Source organism: Pseudomonas sp. NFACC39-1, assembly GCF_900110355.1.
In the GTDB taxonomy this organism is placed as follows: domain Bacteria; phylum Pseudomonadota; class Gammaproteobacteria; order Pseudomonadales; family Pseudomonadaceae; genus Aquipseudomonas; species Aquipseudomonas tehranensis.
The window spans coordinates 33801-49844 of record NZ_FODL01000010.1 but is presented as its reverse complement, the minus strand read 5'-3'; the positions used below and the strand labels follow the sequence as shown (position 1 = coordinate 49844).

The 16044-nt window shown below is 61.0% G+C and carries 16 protein-coding genes; 6 read left to right on the top strand and 10 right to left on the bottom strand.

Annotated features, from left to right (window positions below):
* The first annotated feature begins 7 nt into the window (after positions 1-7).
* The 3 genes from BMY45_RS20590 (at position 8) to BMY45_RS20580 (ending at position 2132) form a co-directional block, all read left to right on the top strand.
* A complete protein-coding gene (locus BMY45_RS20590; RefSeq protein WP_092400798.1) occupies positions 8-1138 on the top strand; it encodes a PepSY-associated TM helix domain-containing protein in 1131 nt (376 codons plus the stop codon).
* Complete coding sequence (locus BMY45_RS20585) at positions 1135-1314, top strand: hypothetical protein (protein ID WP_092400795.1); 180 nt, start codon at positions 1135-1137, stop codon at positions 1312-1314. Before BMY45_RS20590 ends, BMY45_RS20585 begins: the two co-directional genes overlap by 4 nt.
* Before the next feature lie 188 nt (positions 1315-1502).
* Positions 1503-2132 (top strand): glutathione S-transferase, encoded by a 630-nt coding sequence (locus BMY45_RS20580; RefSeq protein WP_092400792.1) that lies wholly within the window; start codon positions 1503-1505, stop codon positions 2130-2132.
* A 181-nt stretch (positions 2133-2313) separates the two neighbouring features.
* On the opposite strand, the gene creD is transcribed toward BMY45_RS20580, so the two are convergent.
* The 4 genes from creD to BMY45_RS20555 all read right to left on the bottom strand — a co-directional run bounded on the left by creD (position 2314) and on the right by BMY45_RS20555 (position 6536).
* On the bottom strand, positions 2314-3684 hold the full coding sequence (creD, locus tag BMY45_RS20570; RefSeq protein ID WP_092400787.1) for a cell envelope integrity protein CreD: 1371 nt from the start codon (positions 3682-3684) through the stop codon (positions 2314-2316).
* Between the two features lie 177 nt (positions 3685-3861).
* The gene (gene creC, locus BMY45_RS20565; protein WP_092400785.1) at positions 3862-5280 is read right to left on the bottom strand and encodes a two-component system sensor histidine kinase CreC; all 1419 of its coding nucleotides are present in this window, start codon (positions 5278-5280) and stop codon (positions 3862-3864) included.
* A complete protein-coding gene (creB, locus tag BMY45_RS20560; protein ID WP_092400782.1) occupies positions 5280-5960 on the bottom strand; it encodes a two-component system response regulator CreB in 681 nt (226 codons plus the stop codon). Before creB ends, creC begins: the two co-directional genes overlap by 1 nt.
* A 69-nt stretch (positions 5961-6029) precedes the next feature.
* On the bottom strand, positions 6030-6536 hold the full coding sequence (locus BMY45_RS20555) for a retropepsin-like aspartic peptidase RloA2 (protein WP_092400779.1): 507 nt from the start codon (positions 6534-6536) through the stop codon (positions 6030-6032).
* A gap of 276 nt (positions 6537-6812) precedes the next feature.
* Here BMY45_RS20555 and BMY45_RS20550 point away from each other — a divergent pair, with 276 nt between their 5' ends.
* Positions 6813-7700 carry an acyltransferase gene (locus BMY45_RS20550; protein ID WP_092400776.1) on the top strand — a complete coding sequence of 296 codons (888 nt, stop codon included), beginning with the start codon at positions 6813-6815 and terminating at the stop codon, positions 7698-7700.
* Here BMY45_RS20550 and BMY45_RS20545 read toward each other — a convergent pair whose 3' ends face one another.
* Positions 7701-8282: a DUF2780 domain-containing protein gene (locus BMY45_RS20545; protein WP_092400773.1), complete on the bottom strand. Its 582-nt coding sequence runs from the start codon at positions 8280-8282 to the stop codon at positions 7701-7703.
* Between the two features lie 318 nt (positions 8283-8600).
* Between BMY45_RS20545 and BMY45_RS20540 the strand changes: the two genes are divergently transcribed.
* Both BMY45_RS20540 and BMY45_RS28255 read left to right on the top strand, forming a co-directional pair.
* Positions 8601-8813 (top strand): cold-shock protein, encoded by a 213-nt coding sequence (locus BMY45_RS20540; protein WP_092401001.1) that lies wholly within the window; start codon positions 8601-8603, stop codon positions 8811-8813.
* A gap of 143 nt (positions 8814-8956) precedes the next feature.
* Positions 8957-9286 carry a hypothetical protein gene (locus BMY45_RS28255; RefSeq protein WP_143071678.1) on the top strand — a complete coding sequence of 110 codons (330 nt, stop codon included), beginning with the start codon at positions 8957-8959 and terminating at the stop codon, positions 9284-9286.
* Between the two features lie 98 nt (positions 9287-9384).
* On the opposite strand, the gene fdhA is transcribed toward BMY45_RS28255, so the two are convergent.
* From fdhA to BMY45_RS20515, 5 genes are all read right to left on the bottom strand, one after another.
* Positions 9385-10584: a formaldehyde dehydrogenase, glutathione-independent gene (gene fdhA, locus BMY45_RS20535; RefSeq protein WP_092400770.1), complete on the bottom strand. Its 1200-nt coding sequence runs from the start codon at positions 10582-10584 to the stop codon at positions 9385-9387.
* A 225-nt stretch (positions 10585-10809) separates the two neighbouring features.
* Positions 10810-11667 carry a formyltetrahydrofolate deformylase gene (gene purU / locus BMY45_RS20530; RefSeq protein WP_014340578.1) on the bottom strand — a complete coding sequence of 286 codons (858 nt, stop codon included), beginning with the start codon at positions 11665-11667 and terminating at the stop codon, positions 10810-10812.
* 206 nt (positions 11668-11873) lie between these two features.
* Positions 11874-12506 (bottom strand): sarcosine oxidase subunit gamma, encoded by a 633-nt coding sequence (locus BMY45_RS20525; RefSeq protein ID WP_092400767.1) that lies wholly within the window; start codon positions 12504-12506, stop codon positions 11874-11876.
* Between the two features lie 194 nt (positions 12507-12700).
* On the bottom strand, positions 12701-15718 hold the full coding sequence (locus BMY45_RS20520; protein WP_092400764.1) for a sarcosine oxidase subunit alpha: 3018 nt from the start codon (positions 15716-15718) through the stop codon (positions 12701-12703).
* The gene (locus BMY45_RS20515) at positions 15715-16044 is read right to left on the bottom strand and encodes a sarcosine oxidase subunit delta (protein WP_092400761.1); all 330 of its coding nucleotides are present in this window, start codon (positions 16042-16044) and stop codon (positions 15715-15717) included. Before BMY45_RS20515 ends, BMY45_RS20520 begins: the two co-directional genes overlap by 4 nt.

Here is a 16044-nt window from a genome sequence, read left to right as displayed (position 1 = left end):
ATCAATCATGAAAAGCAAAACCATCCGCCGCTGGTCCTTCGTCCACACCTGGACCAGCCTGATCTGCACGGTATTTCTGCTGATGCTGGCGATCACCGGGCTGCCGTTGATTTTTCATCACGAAATCGAGCATTTGCTGGGCGACGCCCCCGAGCTTCGGGAGATGCCGGCCGACACCCCGCAATTGGACCTTGCGCAACTGGTGGAAAAAGCCAAGGCCCATCGCCCCGGTGAGGTGGTCCAGTATTTTGGCTGGGACGAGGATGATCCCAACGGTGTCATCACCATCATGGCGCCGACGCCGGGCACCGAACCCAATTCCTCCCACACGTTCATGCTCGATGCCCGCACCGGCGAGGCCCTGGAAATGCCCTCGGCCAACGGCGGTTTCATGATGGTGATGCTGCGCCTGCATGTGGACATGTTCGCCGGCTTGCCAGGCAAGTTGCTGTTGGCGTTCATGGGCCTGTTGTTCGTGATCGCCATCGTTTCCGGTGTGGTGTTGTACCTGCCGTTCATGCGCCGCCTCAAATTCGCCACGGTGCGCCAGGACAAATCCACGCGCCTACGCTGGCTCGATTTGCACAATCTGATCGGCGTGGTCACGCTGGTCTGGGCGCTCACGGTGGGCGTAACCGGCGTCATCGCTGCCTGCGCCGACCTGATCATCGCCGCCTGGCGCAATGACAGCCTCAGCGCCATGGTCGAGCCCTACCGCGACGCCCCACCGCTGACGCAATTGGCCCCGGCGACCCGCTTGCTGGACATCGCCAAAGAGGTCGCGCCGGGCATGGAACCCAGCTTCATCGCCTTCCCCGGTACGCTGTTTTCCAGCGAACACCACTACAGCGTGTTCATGAAGGGTGACACCCACCTGACCTCCCATCTGCTGACACCCGTATTGATCGATGCCAGCACTCTGGACGTCACCGCCGTGGCTGAACGGCCGTGGTACATGGATATGATGAGCCTGTCCTTGCCGCTGCACTTCGGCGACTACGGCGGTCGGCCGATGCAGATTTTCTGGGCGACCCTGGACGTGCTGACCATCATCGTCCTCGGCAGCGGCGTCTACCTGTGGGTCGTGCGACGCAAAGCGGCCAAGCGCGCAGCGGTCGCAGCGCAGGTGGTCTCGTGAGGCCCCGGCAGTCGAGTTTCTGGAAAGTGTTTGGTATACCCGTGGCGATCGGCGTGCTGAGCGCGGCGGGCTTGTTTTCAGCATTGCTGGGCGACGGGGCCTGGGATGCCGTGAGCTGGGTGGGGCTGGGGATACCGACGGTGCTGGGGGCCTGGGGGCTGATCAAACGCAGATAAATTCAGCCCGACGCGGCCCCAATGTGGGAGCGAGCCTGCTCGCGATGGCGGTGAACCAGTCACATTGATATCGACTGACACTGCGCTATCGCGAGCAGGCTCGCTCCCACACTGGCATCCAATCGGCCTCGCCGGCCGCCTTGGAACTGTCTAGGCTAAGCTCTTGCCCGCCAATCGAGGATACCTGCATGTCGGCTCCCAGCATGACGTTGTTCCACAACCCCGCTTCACCTTTCGTGCGCAAGGTCCTGGTGCTGTTGCACGAAACCGGCCAGCAGGACCGCGTGGCCTTGCAGCTCAGCCAGCTTACGCCGGTCAAACCGGATCCGGCGCTCATGGATGACAACCCCCTGAGCAAGATCCCGGCCCTGCGCCTGGCCAACGGAACGGTGATCCATGACAGCCGCGTCATCCTCGACTACCTCGACCACCAGCACGTCGGCAATCCGCTGATCCCCCGGGACGGCGCAGCCCGGTGGCGACGCCTGACCCTGGCATCCCTGGCTGACGGAATCATGGATGCCGCGGTGATGATTCGCTACGAAACCGCCCTGCGACCTTCAGAAAAACACTGGGCCCAGTGGCTCGATGCGCAACGGGACAAGATCCGCCGCGCCCTGGGCATGCTCGAAGCCGAGGCAATAGCCGAACTGGCCTGCCATTTCGACATTGCGTCCATCAGTGTGGCCTGCGCCCTGGGTTACCTGGACCTGCGCCATCCCGATCTGGAATGGCGCAAGGCCAATCCCCAATTGGCAGCGTGGTTTGCCGAAGTAAGCTTGCGGCCTTCGATGGTCGAGACAGTGCCCAGGGTCTAACTTTGTGGTGACTGTACTGACCTCTTCGCGGGCAAGCCCGCTCCCACAGGTTCAACGCAGACCTTGTGGGAGCGGGCTTGCTCGCGAACGGGCCGACACATATCTAAAGGAAATAACCCGGCAATCAGCGCCACTAACATCGCTCCCTGCCGACGATCTTCGCGCAACCCCAGCGACCGACTCATTTCACCTCTCCCAGATCGAACGTCATCGCCGCCGGCTTCGCTCCGACCCGGTACCAGTCCAGCTTACGGGTCAAGACCATGAACACACCGAGCAGACCGAACAGCAACAGCGAACCCATTAGCAAGGCGTAGTCCTCGGCACTCAACAATCCATAGAGCAAACCGTACAAGCCCGCCAACCCCGCCGAAAACCCCAAACCATGGCTCACGCTGCGCAACACATGGCAGACATAGAACCCGATCAGCAGCACACAGGCGCTGGCTGATACCAGATACGCCAGGGCAAAACCGATGTGTTCCGACAGGGACAGCAGCAACAGGTAAAAGAACGCCAGCGCCACACCCACCAAGGCGTACTGGACCGGATGCACCGCCAGGCTCTTGAGCACTTCGAAGAGAAAGAACCCGGCAAACGTCAGCGCTATGAACAGCAATGCATATTTGATCGCCCGGTCGCTCTTGAGGTATTGGTCCACCGGGTCGATGAAACTCACACCAAAGGCACGGCTGCGAAACGCTTCACAGCCATCGCTTGGCTCGCAGGCTTGCAGGGTTTCCAGCAGGTTGGTAGAGAAAAACGACGTCTGCCAGTCGGCACTGAAGCCCTGCTCATTGATGTCGCGCTGGGTAGGCAGGTAGTTGCCGATGAAGCTGGGGTGCGGCCAGTCGGCCGACAGGTGCACTTGGGTGGATTTACCTACCGGCAGAATCTGTAACTGACCGGTGCCTTGCAGTCGCAGGTCGAAACCGAAGGTCAACTCAGTGCTGCCCTGGGCCGTGACCATTGGCAGCGGCACATGCACGCCCTGCCCCAGCCAGCCGATCCGCGAGCCGGGCAGGAAATCGACGGTCTGCTGGTTGAGTGTCAGGGTCAGTGCATTCTCGATGCCGCGGATGTCGCTGATGCCCACACTCAGGTACGGCTCGTCAAAGCGGTAGTCGGCAAAATCCTTGGTGGCCACGCCGAAACGCTCAGGCACCTTGAAGTGGCCGTCGATCCGGTTGTCGGCATGAAACAACCGCGCCTCGTAGATCCCGCGTGCACGGGTTTCTGTGCGTATCTGGCCGTCGATGTCCAATTGCTCCGGCAGAAAATACAACTCACCGCTTTGCTCGACGGTTTCCAGGAAACGCACGCCGGTCTTTTCGTTGGTGTTCCAGACCCGCACATCCTTGCGAAACGGCACCACGATCATCGGCCCGATCAGTTGCTGGCTGTGACTGGAACTGCGGGCGATATCCTGCAGCACATCGTCGCGCAGCTCCTGACGCTCGTCGATGAGGCCGTTGATCATCAACAACGGGATCATCAGCAGGAGGATCAATAGGGCGATCATGCCCAGTTTTATGGCGAGGCTGCGGTTCATGTGGGGCTCTCCCTGTTCGAATGAGAGAGAGTCTGGGGTGGCTGTGTGCTGGGGTTATGCAGAGATTGTGGAGATTGTGTGGGGACTGAAGGGGCCCCTTCGCGAGCAAGCCCGCTCCCACAGGTTCAGCGCAGTCCTTGTGGGAGCGGGCTTGCTCGCGAAGGCCGCGCCTCGGTTTCAGGGCAACCGCAAAACCACCTCAACCCCACCCTCAACATTGCCAATACTGAATTGCCCGGCATGCAACTGCACCACTTCCTCCACAAAGTTGAGGCCCAGACCCGTGCTCTTGCGGCCACTGTCGGGGCGCGGCAGGGAGTAGAAGCGTTCACTCAGGCGCGGCAGGGCGTAGTCGGGAATCGGTTCGGCCTGATTGAACAGCCGCAGCTCGACACGGTTGCCGACACGCTCGGCACTCATGCGCAACAACCCGTTGACGGGCGTGAAGTCCAGGGCGTTTTCCAGCAAATTACCCAGGGCCTGACGCAACAGAAACGGCTCCCCGGTCAATGTCAGGTCCACAGCAATGTGCCGCTCGATCCGCAACTGCCGGCTTTCGATCCAGCCGCTGCGGGCTTCCAGCAGTTCGTCCATCAATGCCGCCAGCGGTACGGCAATCTTTTCTTCCAGTCCCTGTCGCTGCTCGACCTGGGCCAGGTTGAGCAAACGCTCGATCAAGTGCTGCATGCGCACGCTTTCGTTGTCGATGTTGCTGACGAAACGCTGGCGCTGGGCCGTCGGCATGTCGCTCTGGAGCAGTTCGGCGGCACCACGGATCGCCGCCAGCGGGCTTTTGAGCTCGTGAGTCAGGGTGTGCACGTAGCGCTCGACGTAAGCCTTGCCTTCCAGCTGGGTACGCATGTGTTCAACCGCTCCGGCCAGTTGTTCGAACTCGCCGCCGCGATAATGCGGCACCTCCACCCGTTGCCCCTGGCTGACGGCCTCGGCATAAGCGGTCAAACGCCGCAACGCCGCGCTCAGCCACCACGACAGCACGGCGCCCAACAGCAGCCCCAGGCCGATCAACCCGGCGCCGTACGCCAACAGGCGCCGCTCGGTGCGGTCGACATAGGGTTGCAGCGAACTGTTGGGCTTGGCCACGGTGACCACGCCGATAATCCGGCCGTTGTCGCGAATCGGCGCGCCCACGTGCATCACCGAAGACGTCGGATCATCGGCAACGCTGCGGGTCGAGCGCGCGCCGTACTGTCCGCGCAGGGTCAGGTAGACGTCGTTCCAGCGCGAATAGTCCTGGCCCACCGCCACACCGCTGGAGTCGAGCACCACGATGCCCTTGCCGTCCGTGACGTAGATGCGATGGTTGACCTGATTCTTTGGCAAACCCCAGATCGATGCCGCCGGCTGGCGCTCACCGTAAGCCTTGAGCAGTTGCGGCCAGCGGTTCTGGTTGAGGGTGCCGGCCTTGAAATCGTCCCGCAGGATCTCGGCCATCAGGTTGGCGGTGTCCACCAGGGTTTCTTCGGTGGACTGGCGCACGCCGGGGCGTATTTCTTCCATCACCGTGCTGAGGACGAAATACCCGGTCAAACCGATGAACAGCACATACACCAGGAAAATCCGGATGCCCAGCGACATCAGCTATGCCCCGGGCTGTAGCTGTAACCGAGGCCACGGTGAGTCTGGATCGGCTCAGCCTCGGCCCTGACCAGACGCAACTTGGCACGCACGCTCTTGATGTGGCTGTCGATGCTGCGCTCGTAACCGGCATCACTGGCCACACCCAGGGCGTCGAGCAGTTGTTCGCGGCTGAACACACGCTCGGGTTGCTCCAGCAGACAGTTCAACAGGCGAAATTCGTGGCGGGTGAGGTTCAGGGGTTTGCCGCGATAGTTGATCTGCACCCGCTCGGTGTCGACATGAAATAGCCCGGCGCCCAAATCGGTGGACGGTCGCGGCGCGACCCGCTTGAGGATCGCGCGGACCCTTGCCGCCACTTCCCGAGGGCTGAACGGTTTGACCACATAATCGTCGGCCCCGATCTCCAGCCCCACCACCCGGTCGATCTCAGCATCCCGGGCTGTAAGAAAGATGACCGGAACGTCGCTGAAACGTCTGAGATTTTTGCACGTCTCGAACCCACTGATATCCGGCAGGCCCACGTCGAGGATGATCAGGTCTGCCGGGGTGTTTTTCTGATGCTCAAGCGCCGCGGCGCCGAGGCTCAGCCAGGTGGTGCCGAAACCCTCTCCTTGCAGGGCAAACACCAGCGTATCGGCAATGGCCGCTTCGTCTTCGACAATCAGAATGTGAGGCATGGCGTCCGCGCCCGACAGTAAAGTTGCCGGAACGGTGCCCCAACACCGGGGGCACGTCAATCAGGGAAATCAGCAGTCGGGCTTGTCCGCGGTATAGCGTCGGGCCGGGTTCACCGCCGCGTCGAACTCACGCAGGGCCTTGGCGCCGATCAGCAGCGGGTAGTTGAAGCTGCTGCGGTCCGTCAGGTTGACCTCAACGGTACGTTTGACGTCACCCAGGCACATTTCAAGCTCCACCACCGGACGTTTGCTGGGCGCAGCCGATTCATCGTCGTCTTCGTCCTCCTCGGAACGGGTCTTGATCTTGCTGATGCGGGCGACTTTATGCTCAAAGAGCTTGTTGCTCGCGCCTTTGGTCGCCAGGCGGAATCGCACCCAGTCCTCGCCGTCGCGGGTAAAGGTTTCGATGTCCTTGGCCGACAGCGAGGCCGTCAGGGCGCCGGTGTCCATCTTGGCCTTGAGCACTTCACCGCCGATTTCCGGCAGCGCGATGTATTCGTAGCGCCCGTACAGGGTCGGCTCGGCGGCCAGCACTGGCAGGGCCACCAGGGAAAGCAGGGCAAGAAGGGATTTCACGTAATGGACTTCCTTTGTAAGGGTGGGCAGCGGAATTTTAGACCGTGGCTCGTCAATTCGTTCGGTTGAACGCTAACCGTGGCGAGGGAGCTTGCTCCCGCTCGACTGCGCAGCAGTCGCAATGGGGCCGCTTCGCAGCCCAGCGGGAGCAAGCTCCCTCGCCACAGAAGCCGATGCAGCCTCTGCCAGACGAAGTGAAACATTCGTCCATGTCGATTTGGCCTGCCGCCCGAAGCTGCTTATCATGGCCCGCCCACCTGTTTGCAAGAGTCATCTATGCGCCGCCTGCTCACCGGCTGTTTTGTCACCCTGCTGCTGTTGCTCAACACCCTGGCGCTGTTCGGGCCGTTGATGGTGTTCGCGTTGCTCAAACTGGTCCTGCCCGGGCGTCTTCGCGACTACGCCTCGTGGGCAGTGATGTGGATCGCCGAAACCTGGGCCGAAATCGACAAATTGATCTTTGCCCTGTGCATCCCCACCCGCTGGGAAATACGTGGCGGTGGCGACTTGCGCCGCGACACTTCCTATCTGGTCATCAGCAATCACCAGTCCTGGGTCGACATCCCCGCGCTGATCCAGGCTCTCAACCGGCGTACGCCGTTCTTCAAGTTTTTCCTCAAGAAAGAGCTGATCTGGGTACCGTTCCTGGGCCTGGCCTGGTGGGCGCTGGATTACCCGTTCATGAAGCGCTACACCAAGGCCTTCCTGGCAAAAAACCCGGAACTGGCCGGCAAGGACCTGGAAATCACCCGTCAGGCCTGCGAGCTGTTCAAGCGCCAACCGGTCACCGTGGTGAACTACCTCGAAGGCACACGCTTCACCACCGCCAAAAGCCAACAGCAACAGTCACCCTTCACCCACCTGCTCAAACCCAAGGCCGGTGGCGTGGCATTCGTGCTGGCGGCGCTGGGCGAGCAACTGGACGCGGTGCTGGACGTGACAGTGGTGTACCCCCAGGAACGGACGCCGGGATTCTGGGATTTGATCAGCGGTGCGGTGCCGAAGGTCATTATCGACATCCAGACCCGCGAGCTGGACCCGGCGCTGTGGCAAGGTGATTACGAAAACGATCCGGTGTTTCGCCAGCACGTCCAGAACTGGGTGAACCAGCTCTGGATCGAAAAAGATCAGCGCATCGCCGCCTTGCGCAGCGAGCGCGGCTGATCAGATGCCTGCGCCGGCGCCCCAGATGCCGCCCAGATTCTGCAGCAGCGAACTGGCCACGCCCTGCTGGCCGAGGTATTGGAGGATCACCGGGGCAAACTGGCCGATCATGCCGCTGTCCATGCCCAGCGCGCTGAAGGCGTTGTTCAGGTCGTGGGTGTCCTTGACGTTACCCAGCAGGCCGTCGAGCAAGGCGTTTTTGTCCGCCCCACCACCGAGCAAACCGCCCAGGCCACCCAAGCCATTCAGCCCACCAATGGCGTTGTTGCCCGCGATCTGATCCAGGCCCGGCACACTTCTGCTCAGTTCGGAAAATTGCGGTTCGCTGAGCCGGTTTTTCGCCAGCCCCAACATCGCACCGGCGCCGCCGATGGCCTGTTCCGGGGTGATCTTGAGCTCCGAGCCCAGGGTATTGAGTAACCCGGCGGCTTGCGGCGCAGCTGCCACCGCGCCCTTCCCCTGCTGATCGCCCTGCATCGCCGCCACCGCATTGGCCGCATCACTGAGGCTGAACTGCGCGAAGGCCGGGCTGGTTGCCAGCGTCAGCAGGCAAGACAGGGCAAAACCACGTGAAACCTTCATTCCGAACATCCTCTGAACCCTGAAAAAACCGCCCCTGAGGGGCGGTGCAAAACCGAGCGTTGGACTGGGTTGGGCGAGGATTGTTCCTCCTCTGGGATTTGCATGTGAATCCGCTTCCTATGCTTGAAAACTTGGCATGACCGCCTCATGACCGTCATCTGAATATCATCTGCAATCGGTTATTTCCTCTCGGTATTGCCCACTGTCAACTCTGACAGTAGGCAACGATTTTCGCCGCCCCTAAGCTCCCGTTGTGTCAACGAAAACAAGGTCATGTGCAACCAGGCCTTTATTCATTCGGGCAAACAGGACAATAAAATGAACGACCGAATCAAAGGAACCGTTAAATGGTTTAACGATGCGAAGGGCTATGGCTTCATTACTTACGGCAAAGGCGGCGAGGAATTGCTTGTTCACTACTCGGCGATATCCGGGGAGGGTTATAAAACCTTGAAAGGGAGACAAACCGTCTCCTTTGAAATCGAGCAGGGAGCCAAAGGCATGCAGGCTACGAGAGTGATGCCGGAATAATGACCGGACCCTCCAGTCGATGATCGCGTCATGAATGACAGTCCAGTTATTTCCTATCTGTCTGATCTGCTGTCAATTGAGAGTAGTCCAGCCCTATTGATCAAATGATTATCTGAACTTCAATCTAGCGAGGAACGAGAATCATGAACAAATTTTTTTTCGCTGGCATGCTGTCCGTCGCTGGGCTACCAGGCACCGTTCATACGGTGTACGCAGCAAGTTGCCCCTCTGTACAAGAGATAGTAGCTACTCCATTGCCAAATACCTCGCCGAATGATCCGGTAGGGTCTTACGAATATAAAGTGAGCAGTTCAGGCTGGTCGGGGCGGGCCCATGGGGACAATATCCTGTTGCTGAAAGGCTTAGCACTGGAAAGCTCAGCCTCAAACACCTGCGTATATGCTGTGGAGAAAACAATAGACCAATATGGGAACACCGAGAAACGAACACTGACACTAACCAAAGGGAGTTGATCACTCATTCTGTACCTCCCATTTTTTGCACAAAGCCAGCCAAGACAAATAAAAAAGGGCGACATCACTGTCGCCCTTTTTCCGTCTTGCCTACCGCTTTAGGCCGCACTGAACATCTTGTGCGGATCGATTACAAATTTCTTCGGTACGCCTGCATCGAACTCGCCGTAACCTTTAGGCGCGTCGTCCAGGCTGATGACCTGTACGCCGACGATTTCTGCGATGTTGATGCGGTCCCACATGATGGCTTGCATCAGCTGGCGGTTGTACTTCATCACCGGGGTCTGGCCGGTATGGAAGCTGTGGGATTTGGCCCAGCCGAGGCCGAAGCGGATGCTCAGGCTGCCCATTTTTGCCGCGGCATCGACCGCGCCCGGGTCTTCGGTGACGTAGAGGCCGGGGATACCGATCTTGCCAGCCACGCGAACCACACCCATCAACGAGTTGAGCACGGTGGCCGGAGCTTCGTGCTTGACGCCTTCATGGCCGTGACCACGGGCTTCGAAGCCCACAGCGTCAACGGCGCAGTCGACTTCCGGTTCGCCCAGCAGCGCGGCGATCTGTTCGTGCAGCGGAGTGTCTTTGGACAGGTCGGCGATTTCAAAACCCTGGGCCTTGGCGTGGGCCAGGCGGATCGGGTTGACGTCACCGATAATGACCACAGCGGCACCCAGCAGGCGGGCGGAAGCGGCAGCCGCCAGGCCAACCGGACCGGCACCCGCGATGTAGACGGAGCTGCCAGGACCAACGCCGGCGGTAACGGCGCCGTGGTAGCCGGTCGGCAGGATGTCGGACAGGCAAGTCAGGTCGCGGATTTTCTCCATGGCCTTGTCGCGGTCCGGCAGCTTCAGCAGGTTGAAGTCGGCGTACGGCACCAGCACGTATTCGGCCTGACCACCGGTCCAGTCGCCCATGTCAACGTAACCATAGGCACCGCCGGCACGGGCCGGGTTGACGGTCAGGCAGACGCCCGTGTGTTGCTCTTTGCAGGAACGGCAGCGCCCGCAAGCCACGTTGAACGGAACAGATACCAGATCACCGATTTTCAGGTTCTCGACATCGCTGCCCTTTTCGATCACTTCACCGGTGATTTCATGGCCCAGGACCAGCCCGGTCTGAGCGGTGGTGCGGCCGCGCACCATGTGCTGATCGGAGCCGCAGATGTTGGTGGAGACCACGCGCAGGATGACACCGTGTTCAATCTTCCTGCCACGCGGGTCCTGCATTTTTGGATAGTCGATTTTCTGTACTTCGACCTTGCCGTTGCCGAGATACACGACACCACGATTGCCAGACATGCTTTCACCTCGCTGTTGTTTTTGTGGAACTGCGTTGCCCAGGCAGGCAGCGCGTTGATTGCTCGGGTAGTGCTTGTGTCTTGTTTCTTTGTTGTCTGTAAGGGCCTCTTCGCGAGCAAGCCCGCTCCCACATGGGTTTTCTGGTGTAACCAAGACCTGTATACCGGCACACATCCTGTGGGAGCGGGCTTGCTCGCGAATGGGCTGCGAAGCGGCCCCGAAAATCTAAAGAACGACAGTGCGATTGGCGTTGAGAAACACTCTTCGCTCGATGTGATACCCCACCGCCCGGGCCAGGGTCAGCCCTTCGATATCCCGGCCCTTGGCGATCAGGTCTTCGGGGTAGTGGCTGTGGTCCACCACTTCCACGCCCTGGGCGATGATCGGGCCTTCGTCCAGGTCGTTGTTGATGTAGTGCGCCGTGGCGCCGACCAGTTTCACGCCTTTGTTGTAGGCCTGGTGATACGGCTTGGCGCCCTTGAAACCCGGCAGCAGGGAGTGATGGATGTTGATCGCCTTGCCGTCGAGTTTGCGGCACAGCTCCGGCGAGAGTACTTGCATGTAGCGGGCGAGAATCACCAGCTCGGCGCCGGTGTCTTCGATCACCTGCCACACCTGCCGCTCCTGGGAGGGCTTGTCGTTCGGGTCCAGGGGAAAATGGTAGTAGGGAATCTGGTGCCAGTCGGCCAGCGGCTTGAGGTCCGGGTGGTTGGACACCACGGCCACGACGTCCATGGACAACTGGCCGATGCGCTGGCGGTAGAGCAAGTCGTTGAGGCAGTGATCGGCCTTGGAGACCATGATCACCACTTTGGGCCGGTAGTTGGGTGGCGTCAGTTCGAAGACCATGCCAAAGGCTTCGGCACGCTCGGCCAAGCCGCTGCGGAAGTTTTGCTCGTCGAAGCCATCCGGCTGGCGAAATTCCACGCGAATGAAAAAACGTCCCGAGAGCCGGTCATCGAAGGAGTGGTGCTCAGTGACGTAGCAGCCCTGCTCGAACAGAAAGCGGGTCACCGCGTCCACCGTGCCGAGCACGCTGGGGCAGTCGGCAGTCAAGATCCATGTGTCTGGGGCGCGGCTCATTGCGGTGACTCCTGTTTGTTATGGATAAGCCCCGCCGAACACAGAACTCTGTGGCGAGGGGATTTATCCCCGCTGGGCTGCGAAGCAGCCCCAAAAAGCTTGATGCGATCGGCCTGATACACCAAGGTGGCTGGTTGAGGGCTGCTGCGCAGCCCAGCGGGGATAAATCCCCTCGCCACAAAAGTGTCCGGCTTTAGGCCGTGTTGTTAGGCCTGCACGCTCAATCCATACTCAGCCGCCGCATCCTGCAACCACAGCCACCAGTAATCGGAGAAGCTGCGGCGGATCACCAGTTCCCAGGTGTCTTCGCCCGTGTGGCGGATCACCAGTTGCGACTTGGCGAACACCGTACCCACGGCCTTACCCACCGGAAAATTGCTTGGGTGTACGTCGTAGCTGGTGGATTTCATCAGCACGTCACGCACGTTCGGGCCGGACAGTTCGAGGATCTGCTGGCCGCCGCTGACGTTGACGATCTGGATGTGCAGGTCGCCCAGGGCTTCGCGCAGGTTTTTCTCGGCGGCAAATTCTTCGCCACTGGGCACCACCAGCAGCCACTCGTCCGGGCCGAGCCATTGCAGGCTGGTTTCGCCCTTGATGATGACGGTCAGCGCGCCCGGCAGCTCCAGGCCCAGAGCTTTGTGCACGCCTGCGGCGAAGGCCGGGTCGTGACCGTCGCCACGGAGGGTCAGGTGGCCCAAGAGTTTCTTCTCGCGCACGGTCACGCCGGCGTTCTTGCGACCCTTGCCCACCAGACTGGCGAGGTCGGCATGGTGCAGCGACGACTCGGCCTTGGCCCCGGTGGTTGGGCGTTGTTGGTACACGTTGACTGCGGTCATGTGGAGCACCTGTCTTGAATTTTGTTGTTCCGGCATTTGTGGTGACTGTCCTGCCGCCTTCGCGAGCAAGCCCGCTCCCACATTGGATTGATGCCTGGCTCAAATTCCTTTGGCGACTTCGATCCTGTGGGAGCGGGCTTGCTCGCGAATCAGGCGACGCGGTGTAACTGCCCACCCACAGGACCAAAGTCCCTTTAGATATTCTGCCGATCCCCCTTCGGATCGAAGAACACCGAAGAAACAATCTCTGCCTCGATCACGCTGCCGTCGGCCAGAGGCGCGAAGACGCGCTCGCCCATCCGCTTGAGGCCGCCCTTGACCACGCCCATGGCAAATGAATAACCCAGGGAGTTGTGAGCGTAGCTGGACGTCACATGACCGACCATGGTCATCGGGATTGCCTGCTTGGTGTTGAACACCAGTTGTGCGCCTTCCGGCAGCCAGACATTCGGGTCGATCGGCTTGAGGCCCACTAATTGTTTGCGGTCCTCACGCACACAGTCTTCGCGATTCATGCCACGCCAGCCGATCCACGAGAACGGTTTGGTCCGGCCTACGCACCAGCCCATGTTCAGGTCGTCCGGGGTCATCGAGCTGTCGGTGTCCTGACCGACGATGATGAAGCCCTTCTCGGCCCGCAGTACGTGCATGGTTTCGGTGCCATACGGAGTCAGGTTGTATTTCTTGCCGGCCTCGACGATCTGCTCGAGCACGCCCATGGCATAGTCGGCCTGCACGTTGACTTCGTAAGACAGCTCACCGGTGAACGAGATACGGAACACCCGCGCCGGTACACCACCCACCAGGCCTTCTTTCCAGGTCATGAACGGGAAAGCGTCCTTGTCCAGGTCGATGTCGGTGACCTCGCTCAGCAGCTTGCGGCTGTTGGGGCCCGACAGGGTCATGGTCGCCCAGTGGTCGGTGACCGAAGTGAAGTACACCTTCAGGTCCGGCCATTCGGTCTGGTGATAGATCTCCAGCCATTGCAGCACGCGCGCCGCGCCACCAGTGGTGGTGGTCATCACGAAATGGTTATCCGCCAGACAGGCCGTCACGCCATCGTCGAAGACCATGCCGTCTTCCTTGCACATCAAACCGTAGCGGGCCTTGCCCACGTCGAGCTTGGTCCAGGCGTTGGTGTAGACGCGGTTAAGGAGCTCGCGGGCGTCCGGGCCCTGGATATCGATCTTGCCCAGGGTCGAGGCATCCAGCAGGCCGACGCTGTCGCGCACGGCTTTGCATTCGCGCTTGACCGCAGCGTGCATGTCTTCACCGTTCTTCGGGAAGTACCAAGGGCGCTTCCACTGGCCGACGTCTTCGAATTCAGCGCCATTTTTCACATGCCAGGCGTGCAGCGCGGTGAAGCGTACCGGTTCGAAGATGTGCCCGCAGTGCCGCCCGGCTATCGCGCCGAAGGTCACCGGCGTGTAGTTCGGCCGGAACATGGTGGTGCCCATCTGCGGGATGCTCACGTTCAGCGAGCGGGCCGCAATGGCCAGGCCGTTGACGTTGCCCAGCTTGCCCTGGTCAGTACCAAAGCCCAGTGCGGTGTAGCGTTTGACGTGTTCGACCGACTCGAAGCCTTCGCGGGTGGCGAGTTCGATGGCGGCGGCGGTGACGTCGTTCTGCAGGTCGACGAATTGCTTCGGCGCTCGTGCAGTGGATTTTTCATGCGGCACCTGGAACAGCGCCAGGGTCGGCTCTTCCTGACGGCTCAGGGCTTTGGGCAACACGCCCTCGACCGCCTTGAAACCGGCTTCAGTGGCCGCGCGCACGCCGCCCTCGAAACCATCGGCCAAGGTATCGCCGAGGCTGTAGACGCCATTCACGCCGCCGACGCACACACGCTTCTGCGGGGCTTCGCCCGGTACGAAACCGAGGATGTCTTCGCGCCAGATCGGCTTGCCGCCCAGGTGCGACGCCAGGTGAACCACCGGGCTGTAACCGCCGGAGCTGGCCACCAGATCGCAGTCCAGCCATTCGCCGGGACTGGTGACCTTGTGCGCCTTGACGTCAATGGCGGCGATGCGGGCCCCGGTGACGCGCTTGCTGCCACGGGCCTCAATCACGGCGCTGCCGGTGAGGATGCGGATGCCTTTGGCGCGCGCCTCTTCCACCAGCGCACCACGCGGGTTGCTGCGAGCGTCGGCGATGGCCACCACTTGCAGGCTAGCGTCGAGCCAGTCCAGCGCCACGCGATAGGCGTGATCGTTGTTGGTGCTCAGCACCAGTTTCTTGCCCGGCGCCACGCCGTAGCGGCGCACGTAGGTGGAGACCGCGCCGGCCAGCATGTTGCCGGGAACGTCGTTGTTGCCGTAGACCAGTGGCCGTTCGCAGGCACCGGTTGCCAGGACTACGCGCTTGGCGCGGACCCGGTTGATGCGCTGGCGCACCTGGCCGATTGGCGCACGGTCACCGAGGTGGTCGGTAAGGCGCTCGTGGATGGTCAGGAAGTTATGGTCGTGGTAACCGTTCACCGTGGCGCGCGGCAACAGCACCACGTCTGGCATCGACTTGAGTTCAGCGACAACAGCGGCCACCCATTCGGTCGCTGGCTTGCCATCCAGGCTCTCGCGGGAATCGAGCAGGCTGCCGCCGAACTCTTCCTGCTCGTCGGCCAGGATCACCCGCGCACCGCTGCGGGCCGCGGCCAATGCCGCAGCCAGCCCAGCAGGACCCGCGCCGACAACCAGCACGTCGCAGTGACGGTTCATGTAGTCGTAGGTGTCCGGGTCGTTCTCGGTCGGCGAGCGACCCAGGCCTGCGGCCTTGCGGATGTACTTCTCGTAAGTCATCCAGAACGATTGCGGGTACATGAAGGTTTTGTAGTAGAAGCCCGGCGGCATCAGCTTGCCGCCGACCTTGCCGAGAATGCCCATCATGTCGTTGTTCACGTTCGGCCAGCCGTTGGTGCTGGTGGCGACCAAACCTTGGTACAGCGCCTGTTGCGTGGCGCGCACGTTAGGAATCTGCGTGGCTTCGGTGGCACCGATCTGCAGCACCGCGTTCGGCTCTTCGGCGCCGGCGGCATAGATGCCGCGCGGGCGGGAGTACTTGAAGCTGCGGCCGATGATGTCGACACCGTTGGCCAACAGTGCGGCAGCCAGGGAGTCGCCTTCGAAGCCTTTGTAGGTCTGGCCGTTGAAGGTGAAACTCAGCACTTTGTTGCGGTCGATCCGTCCACCGTTGGACAGGCGATTGATCTGGCTCATACCTTCTCTCCCAGAGCCTGCGCGGCCGCTTTCGGACTCTCAGCCTTGTCGGTGAATTGCGGCTTTTGGCCGATCTTGTAGGTTTCCAGAATCTCGTAGGTCACGGTGTCACGGGTCACGTTGAAATACTGGCGGCAACCGGCGACGTGGTCCCACAGCTCATGGTGCAACCCGCGCGGGTTGTCACGGAAGAACATGTAGTCGCCCCACTCCTCGTCGGTGCAGGCATTCGGATCCAGCGGACGCGGGATGTGCGCCTGGCCGGATGCATGGAATTCCTCTTCGGAGCGCAGTTCGCCGCAGTGAGGACAGAAGATATGCAACAT